6 protein-coding genes are annotated in these 8,104 nt (G+C 71.1%); all 6 read left to right on the forward strand.

The window, feature by feature from the left end; all coding sequences use genetic code 11:
- The first annotated feature begins 30 nt into the window (after positions 1–30).
- From ACIQ5Y_RS32855 to ACIQ5Y_RS32880, 6 genes are read left to right on the forward strand one after another with little or no spacing between them, the layout of a single operon-like run.
- Positions 31–3,852 (forward strand): type I polyketide synthase, encoded by a 3,822-nt coding sequence (locus tag ACIQ5Y_RS32855; RefSeq protein WP_403888802.1) that lies wholly within the window; start codon positions 31–33, stop codon positions 3,850–3,852.
- A gap of 26 nt (positions 3,853–3,878) precedes the next feature.
- Positions 3,879–5,111, forward strand: coding sequence for a cytochrome P450 (locus tag ACIQ5Y_RS32860; RefSeq protein ID WP_403888805.1), 1,233 nt, complete (start codon positions 3,879–3,881; stop codon positions 5,109–5,111).
- A 48-nt stretch (positions 5,112–5,159) separates the two neighbouring features.
- A complete protein-coding gene (locus tag ACIQ5Y_RS32865) occupies positions 5,160–5,522 on the forward strand; it encodes a nuclear transport factor 2 family protein (RefSeq protein ID WP_403888808.1) in 363 nt (120 codons plus the stop codon).
- A gap of 48 nt (positions 5,523–5,570) precedes the next feature.
- Positions 5,571–6,323, forward strand: coding sequence for a thioesterase II family protein (locus ACIQ5Y_RS32870; protein WP_403888811.1), 753 nt, complete (start codon positions 5,571–5,573; stop codon positions 6,321–6,323).
- 12 nt (positions 6,324–6,335) lie between these two features.
- Entirely contained in the window at positions 6,336–7,235 is a 900-nt protein-coding gene (locus ACIQ5Y_RS32875; protein ID WP_403888814.1) for a metallophosphoesterase family protein, read from the forward strand.
- Positions 7,236–7,237: 2 nt separating this feature from the next.
- Positions 7,238–7,975, forward strand: a complete 738-nt coding sequence (locus ACIQ5Y_RS32880) for a 4'-phosphopantetheinyl transferase (protein WP_403888817.1) — start codon at positions 7,238–7,240, stop codon at positions 7,973–7,975.
- Positions 7,976–8,104: the final 129 nt, after the last annotated feature.

An 8,104-nucleotide genomic window follows, 5' to 3' on the forward strand; every position in this document is an offset into this window, starting at 1 on the left:
AACCCGCCCCTACGCGCCAGAGAGAGCGTCATGACCAACCTGAACGAACAGCTCGTCACCGCGCTGCGGTCCTCACTCAAGGACGTGGAGCGACTCAAGCAGCAGAACCAGCAGCTGATGGCGGCCGGCCGTGAACCCATCGCCATCGTCGGCATGGCCTGCCGTTTCCCCGGCGGCGTCGGCTCGCCCGAGGACCTCTGGCGCCTCGTGTCCGACGGCGTCGACGCGGTCGGCCCCTTCCCGGACGGCCGCGGCTGGCCCGAGGACCTGTACGACCCGGACCCGGCCAACTCCGGTACCACGTACGCCAATGAGGGCGGCTTCCTCTACGACGCCGACCGGTTCGACCCGGGCTTCTTCCGGATCTCCCCGCGGGAGGCGCTCGCCATGGACCCCCAGCAGCGGCTGCTGCTGGAGGTCGCCTGGGAGACCATCGAACGGGCCGGCATCGCCCCCGAGAGCCTGCGCGGCAGCAGGACCGGAGTGTTCGTCGGCGGCAACGGCCAGGACTACCCGCTGCTCCTGACCGACCCGCCGAAGGAGATCGAGGGCCTGCTCATCACCGGCAACGCGGCCAGCGTCGCCTCCGGCCGGATCTCGTACACGCTGGGCCTGACCGGCCCGGCGGTCACCCTCGACACGGCGTGCTCCTCCTCGCTCGTGGCCCTGCACCTGGCCGTGCAGGCGCTCCGTGCCGGCGACTGCTCCATGGCACTCGCCGCCGGTGTCACGATCATGTCCACCCCCTCCGGCTACATCGAGTTCAGCCGCCAGCGCGGACTGGCCCCGGACAGCCGCTCCAAGGCGTTCTCGGCGGACGCGGACGGCGTCGCCTGGGGCGAGGGCGTCGGCATGCTGCTCGTCGAGCGCCTCTCCGACGCGCAGCGCAACGGGCACCAGGTGCTGGCGGTCGTCCGCGGTACGGCGGTCAACCAGGACGGCGCCTCGAACGGCCTGACGGCCCCCAACGGGCCCTCGCAGCGCCGCGTCATCCGCCAGGCCCTGGAGAACGCCCGCCTGACGCCCGCCGACGTGGACGCGGTGGAGGCGCACGGCACGGGTACCCCGCTGGGCGACCCCATCGAGGCGGACGCGCTCCTCGCCACCTACGGCCAGGAGCGCCCGGAGGGCCGGCCGCTGTGGCTGGGTTCGGTCAAGTCGAACATCGGGCACACGCAGGCGGCCGCCGGTGTCGCGGGCATCATCAAGATGGTCGAGGCCATGCGCCACGGGTCCCTGCCCCGGACCCTCCACGTCACGGAGCCGACGCCGGAGGTGGACTGGTCGGCCGGCGGTGTGGAACTGCTGACCGAGGCCCGGGACTGGCCGGAGACGGGCCGCCTCCGGCGGGCCGGAATCTCAGCCTTCGGTATCAGCGGGACGAACGCGCACGTGGTGCTGGAGCAGGCTCCGGCGGTCGAGGAACCGGTGGCCGAGGGCGTCGCCCCGGCTGTGGTCCCGTTCGTGGTGAGCGGCCGTACGGCTCGTGCGCTGAAGGACCAGATCGCCCGGCTGCGGGAGTTCCTGGCCGGCACGGACGCTCGCCCGGTGGACATCGGCTCCTCGCTGGTGGCCTCCCGGTCCCTGTTCGATCACCGGGCCGTGATGGTCGGCGACGAGGTCGTCGAGGGTTTCGCCGGGTCGGGTCGGCTCGGTGTGTTGTTCACGGGTCAGGGTGCTCAGCGGGCCGGGATGGGCCGTGAGCTGTATGAGGCGTTCCCGGCTTTCGCGGCCGCGTTCGACGAGGTTCTGTCTCACCTGGATGGCTCGCTCCGTGAGGTGGTCTTCTCGGGTGAGGGTCTGGATGAGACGAGTAACACGCAGCCGGCTCTGTTCGCCCTTGAGGTCGCCCTCTACCGTCTGGTCGAGTCGTGGGGTGTGAAGCCGGAGGTCCTGGCCGGTCACTCGATCGGTGAGGTCGCCGCCGCGCACGTCTCCGGTGTGCTGTCTCTTGAGGATGCTGCGGCTCTGGTGTCGGCGCGTGGTCGTCTGATGCAGGCGCTGCCCGCCGGTGGAGCGATGGTCGCGGTCCAGGCGTCGGAGGAGCAGGTCCTTCCGCTGCTTGCCGGCCGGGAGGCTTCTGTCGGCATCGCAGCCGTCAACGGTCCGACGTCCGTGGTGTTGGCGGGTGTTGAGGCCGAGGTCCTGGAGATCGCCGGTTCGCTGGGTGTGAAGTTCAAGCAGCTCACGGTCAGTCACGCGTTCCACTCGCCGCTGATGGACCCGATGCTGGACGACTTCCGCCAGGTCGTTGCCGGGCTCACGTTCAACGCCCCGCGCATTCCCATCGTTTCCACGGTCACCGGCCAGGCAGCCACGGCGGAGGAACTGACCTCCGTGGACTACTGGGTCAACCACGTCCGTCGCCCCGTCCGTTTCGCCGATGCCGTCAGCGCCATCGAGGCCCAGGGCGTCGAGTCACTCCTCGAACTCGGCCCGGACGGCGTCCTGTCCGCCCTGGCCGCCGACCTCACGGAGACCCCGGCGGTCGCCGCCCTCCGCAAGGGCCGCCCCGAGCCGGAGCAGCTCGTCGCCGCCCTCGGCCGGCTGTTCACCCAGGGCGTCCCGGTCGACTGGACCTCGTACTACGAAGGCTCGGGCGGCCGGCGCGTCGACCTGCCCACCTACGCCTTCCAGCGCGAGCGCTACTGGCCCGACGGCGCCTCCCTCTCCCGGTCCGCCGAGGCGCGCGCCGACCACGCGACGGTGGCGGTCGAGCCCGCAGTCCTCGAAGGCCCGCTCGACATGGCGGAGTTGGTGCGCACCCAGGTGGCCGCCGTGCTCGGGCACTCCGACCGGGACGCGATCGACGACCGGCAGTCGTTCACCGACATGGGGATCAACTCCATCGCCGTCGTCGAGCTGCGCTCCCGGATCCGGGCCGCCTCCGGTATCGCGATGAGCGCCGCCGACGCCTTCGACCACCCCTCGGTCGCGGCGCTCGCCGAGCACCTCGGTGCCCGCCTCCCCGCCGCAGCTCCCGCGACCCCCGCCGTTCCGGCGGACGGGCTGGTGGAGCGTTTCCGCCAGGCATGCCTGGCGGGCCGCGGGCCGGACGGCATCCGGTTCCTCGCCGCCGCCTCCCGGCTGGCCGCCGAGGAGCCCGCGGGCGGCGCCGTGCGCCGGCCGGTCCGCTTCTCCCCGGCCGACAACGGCCAGGCGGGCGGAGCCGGCGCGGAGGGCGGCCCCGTACTGGTCTGCCTGCCGTCCTTCGTGGCCCCGGCCAGCCCGCTCCAGTACACGCGCCTGGCCGCCGCCCTCGGCGACGGCTACACGGTCCGCGCGCTGTCCCTGCCCGGCTACGAACACGGCGAGCGGCTGCCCGACACCCTTGAGGAGGCGGTCCGCGAGCAGGTGGCGGCCGTACGGGAAGCCGCCGGCGGCCGGCCGTTCGTCCTCGTCGGCTACTCCTCCGGCGGCTGGATCGCACACGCGGTGTCGGAGGCCCTGGACAGCGACGGCGGGCCGCGGGCCGAGGGCATCGTCCTGCTCGACACCTATCTGCCGGGCGACGCCGAGACGGCGGAGCTCCAGACCTCGCTGTTCCAGCAGCTGGCCGCCCGGCCCGAGCTGGTCGCGATGGTGGACGACACGAAGCTGATGGCGATGGGCCGCTACCTGTCACTGTTCGAACACTGGGCGCCCGCCGTGGCGGCCACCGCGGCGACGCTGGTCGTGCGCGCCGCCGACTTCCTGCTGGAGCCCGGCGCCACCCCCCTCGGCAGTGCGCGCGCCGGATGGCCGCTGCCGCACACCGAGGTGGCCACGGCCGGCGACCACCTCACCGTCATTGAGGAATTCGCGGAACCGACGGCGAAGGCCGTCGACCACTGGCTGGCCGGGCTCGTATGAGCACGGCACTCGGAAAGGACCTTCCCGTGTCCATCGGAACGACCATCGAAGCAGGCGGGGTCGACCTGCTCAGCTGGAGCTTCGTGCAGGACCCCTACGCCACGTACGAGAAGCTCCGGGAGGAGGGCGCCGTACGCCGCCACGTGGTCAAGACCCTCGCCACCGAACTCCACGCCTGGGTCGTGACCGACTACGAGAACGGCCGTGCGCTGCTCGCCGATCCGCGCCTGTCCAAGGACGCGGTGAACCTGCCCGCCGTGGTGACGGCCCAGTCGGTGGACCCGGACTTCCAGGCCACCGAGCAGCCCCGGAGCATGCTGTTCAGCGACCCGCCCGAGCACACCCGCCTGCGCAAGCTGATCGGCAAGGCGTTCACCATGCGGCGCGTCCAGAAGATGCGGTCGTGGATCGAGCAGACCACCGACGCGCTGCTGGAACGGATCGTCCCCGGTGAGGAGTTCGACCTCGTCGACGACATCGCCCTCGCGCTGCCGATCTACGTCATCGGCAACCTGCTCGGCGTTCCCGAGGAGCGGTTCGAGGACTTCAAGACGTGGAGCGGCGCCCTCGCGAGCGTCGACATCTCCGCGGAGGAGAAGCAGAAGGCACTCGGCCAGGCCTTCGCCTACCTGGGGCAGCTCGTCGCCGAGAAGCGGGCCGCCCCGGGCGAGGACATGGTCTCCGCGCTGATCGAGGCCGACGACGACGGCGTGAAGCTCACCGACACCGAGCTGATGTCGACGATCTTCCTGGTGATGAACGCCGGTTACGAGACCACCGCCAACATGATCGGCAGCGGGGTCCTCGCCCTCCTCGAACACCCCGAGCAGCAGGCGCTCCTGCGCGCCGACCCGTCCCTGGTCCCGGGCGCCGTCGAGGAGTTCCTGCGCTACGAGAGCCCCCTGAACCTCTCGACGATCCGCTACACCACGAGCCCCGTCGAGGTCGGCGACGTCACCATCCCCGAGGGCGAGATCGTCTTCATCGCGCTGATGTCGGCCAACCGCGATCCCGAGAAGTACGCGGACCCGAACCGACTCGACGTGACCAGGCCGTCGGCCCACTCCCACCTGTCCTTCGGGCACGGCGTGCACCACTGCCTCGGCGCCCCGCTCGCCCGCCTCGAAGGCGAAATCATCTTCACCAAGCTTCTGGAGCGTTTCCCGGACTGGCGGCTGACCGTCGAACCGGCCGCTCTCGAATGGCGTTACACGGCGCAGTTCCGCGGCCTGGAGAACCTCCCGGTCCGCATGGCCTGACCCGCCGGAAACCGCGCATCCATCACAGAAACGAAAGGCATCACCGTTATGGGAATCGGCAAGGACATCGTCAACCGCTTCTTCGAGGCCGGCCTGCGGGACGACATCGAGGCCGCCGCGGCCTGCTTCACGGAGGACGGCCGCTGGATCATGGCAGAGGGTGCCGAACCCGGCACCACGTACACCCGTGAGCAGATCCCCGCCTTCCTCGACAAGATCATCGGCCTGCGCAAGGAATACGAGGCCAAGGGGATCACGCTGGAATACGGCGAACTCCTCGAGGTCGAGGACCGCGTCATCCTCGAATTCACCGTCAACTCCCCGGACGGCACGGTCCTCGACCGGGCCGTCGACCTCTTCACCATCCGCGACGGAAAGATCGCCGTGAAGGACGTCTTCCGCAAGGCGTAGCGGAACCAGCACAGGAACACCCGGGCAGACGCAGGAGAAGAAACACTCATGACCGACGATCTCTGGATACGGAACTTCCACCCGGCCCCCGAGGCCCCGACGCGCCTCGTGTGCCTCCCGCACGCCGGCGGTTCGGCCAGCTTCTACTTCCCGGTGTCCCGGGCCCTCACGCCGGACATCGAGGTGCTGGCCGTCCAGTACCCCGGCCGCCAGGACCGTCGGTCCGAGCCGGTCATCACCGAGGTCGGCGTCCTCGCCGACCACATCGTGGAACAGCTGGTCGCCACCGGGGACGACCGCCCACTGGCCCTGTTCGGGCACAGCATGGGCGCGTTGGTGGCCTTCGAGACGGCGCGCAGGCTCCAGGCCCGTGGGACCTCCCCGTCGGCGCTCGTCGTCTCCGGCCGCCGCGCCCCTCACCTCCAGCGCGAGGCCGGCATCCACAAGCGGTCGGACGACGGCCTGGTGGCCGAGCTGAAGGCGCTCAGCGGGACCGACGCCGACCTGCTGGGCGACGAGGAGATCCTGCGGATGATCCTCCCGGCCATCCGCGGGGACTACCAGGCGGTCGAGACCTATCGCATGGCCCCCGGGCCCGCATTGACCTGCCCGGTCCTGGCCCTCGTCGGGGATTCCGACCCCCGGGTGGACGTCGAAGGCGTCCACGGTTGGGCGGAGCACACCGACGCCGAATTCGCGCTGGAGGTGCTGCCGGGAGGGCACTTCTACCTCGTACACGAGCAGGAGGCCGTGCTCTCCGCGATCCGCACGCGCCTCACCACACGCCCGGCCGCGATCTGATGGGCTTCCGACATGCCTGACAGCACACGGAGTCGGGGCGGTTCACTCCTCGCCATCAGCGATCTGCACATCCACTACGAAGAGAACCGGAAGATCCTCGACGGGCTCCGGCCCGAGACGGACGAGGACTGGCTCCTCGTCGCCGGCGACGTCGGCGAGATCGCCTCCGAGATCGAGCAGGCACTGCGCCTGCTCGCCGGCCGGTTCGCGAAGGTCGTGTGGGCGCCCGGCAACCACGAACTGTGGACACCGCGCGCGGACCCCCTCCAGCTCCGGGGCGAGCAGCGATACCGGCACCTCGTGGAGATGTGCCGCTCGCTGGGCGTCGTGACGCCCGAGGACCCGTATCCGGTGTGGGAGGGCGAGGGCGGCCCGGTCACGGTCGCCCCGCTCTTCCTCCTGTACGACTACACGTTCCGCCCGCCGGGAGTGGCCTCCAAGGAGGCCGCGCTCCGGCTGGCGGAGGAGGCCGGTGTGGTCTGCACCGACGAGTTCCTGCTCCACCCCGACCCCTACCCGAGCCGGGAAGCCTGGTGCCGGGACCGGCTCGCCGCCACGGAGGCCAGGCTCGCCGCCCTCCCCGCCGGCACCCGGACCGTACTGGTCAATCACTACCCGCTGGTGCGCGACCCCACCGAAGTGCTCTGGCATCCCGAATTCGCGCTCTGGTGCGGCACGGAGGCGACCGCCGACTGGCACCGCCGGTTCCGCGCCGCGGCGATGGTCTACGGCCACCTGCACATCCGTCGGACCATCCACCGCGACGGGGTCCCCTTCGAGGAGGTCTCGCTGGGCTACCCGCGCGAGTGGAGCCGGCGCCCCGGCGGGCCGGGCGGTCTCGTCCGCATCCTGCCCGCCCGGGCGGGGACGGACACGGGCCGTCGGAACGTCCGAGGGGGACAGGGGGACTGACCGTGATCGAGGAACTGCTGCCCACGACGGCTGCCGTCGCGGAAACGTTCGGAGACTTACCGCAATCCGTGCTGTACCCGCAGGAGAAGGCCCTGGTGGCCCACAGCACCGATGAACGCAGAAGGGAGTTCGCGACGGTACGGGGCAACGCCCGTAAGGCGCTGGCCCGGCTCGGGGTCCCCCCGGCCCCCATCCTTCCCGGCACCCGCGGCGCGCCCGGCTGGCCCGAAGGGATCGTCGGGAGCATGACGCACTGCATCGGCTACCGCGCCGCGGCGGTGGCACGCGCCGGCCAACTGGCGGCGATCAGCGTGGACGCCGAACCCAACCAGCCGATCTCCAACGCGGGGATGCGCGCGCTGATCACCATCCCCGAGGAACGCCTCTGGCTGAACCAACTGGCCGTGCGGCGCCCCGATGTGCACTGGGACCGGCTCGTCTTCAGCGCCAAGGAGAGCGTCTACAAGGCCTGGTACCCGATCACCGGTCGATTTCTCGACTTCGACGAGGTGATGGTCACCGTCGACGAGGACGCCGGTACCTTCCACGCCCGCCTGCTGGTACCGGGCCCGACGGTGGACGGCATCCGCGTCACGGCCTTCAGCGGCAAGTGGCTGGCCCGCCGCGGGCTGCTGATCACCGCGATCGCCGTGCCGCGCCGCACCGCCGCACGAACGCCGGCCTTCGACGTGTCCCCACACACCGCACAGCGCACCATGTACAAGGAGCAATTGTCATGACCACCATCGAGCCGGTCGCCCATCCGGTGGACAGCCGCGGGCGCGTGGCCGAGCTGCACTCGCTGCGTGAGCAGGCGCGGCGCGGCCCGAGTGACCGCGCGACCGAGACCCAGCACGCCAAGGGCAAGC

The sequence above is a fragment of the Streptomyces sp. NPDC096339 genome, from assembly GCF_044762985.1.
GTDB lineage: Bacteria > Actinomycetota > Actinomycetes > Streptomycetales > Streptomycetaceae > Streptomyces.

Coding starts and splice junctions, on each gene's coding strand:
- ACIQ5Y_RS32855 (WP_403888802.1), top strand. CDS start 31: ATGACCAACCTGAACGAACAGCTCGTCACCGCGCTGCGGTCCTCACTC.
- ACIQ5Y_RS32865 (WP_403888808.1), top strand. CDS start 5,160: ATGGGAATCGGCAAGGACATCGTCAACCGCTTCTTCGAGGCCGGCCTG.
- ACIQ5Y_RS32870 (WP_403888811.1), top strand. CDS start 5,571: ATGACCGACGATCTCTGGATACGGAACTTCCACCCGGCCCCCGAGGCC.
- ACIQ5Y_RS32875 (WP_403888814.1), top strand. CDS start 6,336: ATGCCTGACAGCACACGGAGTCGGGGCGGTTCACTCCTCGCCATCAGC.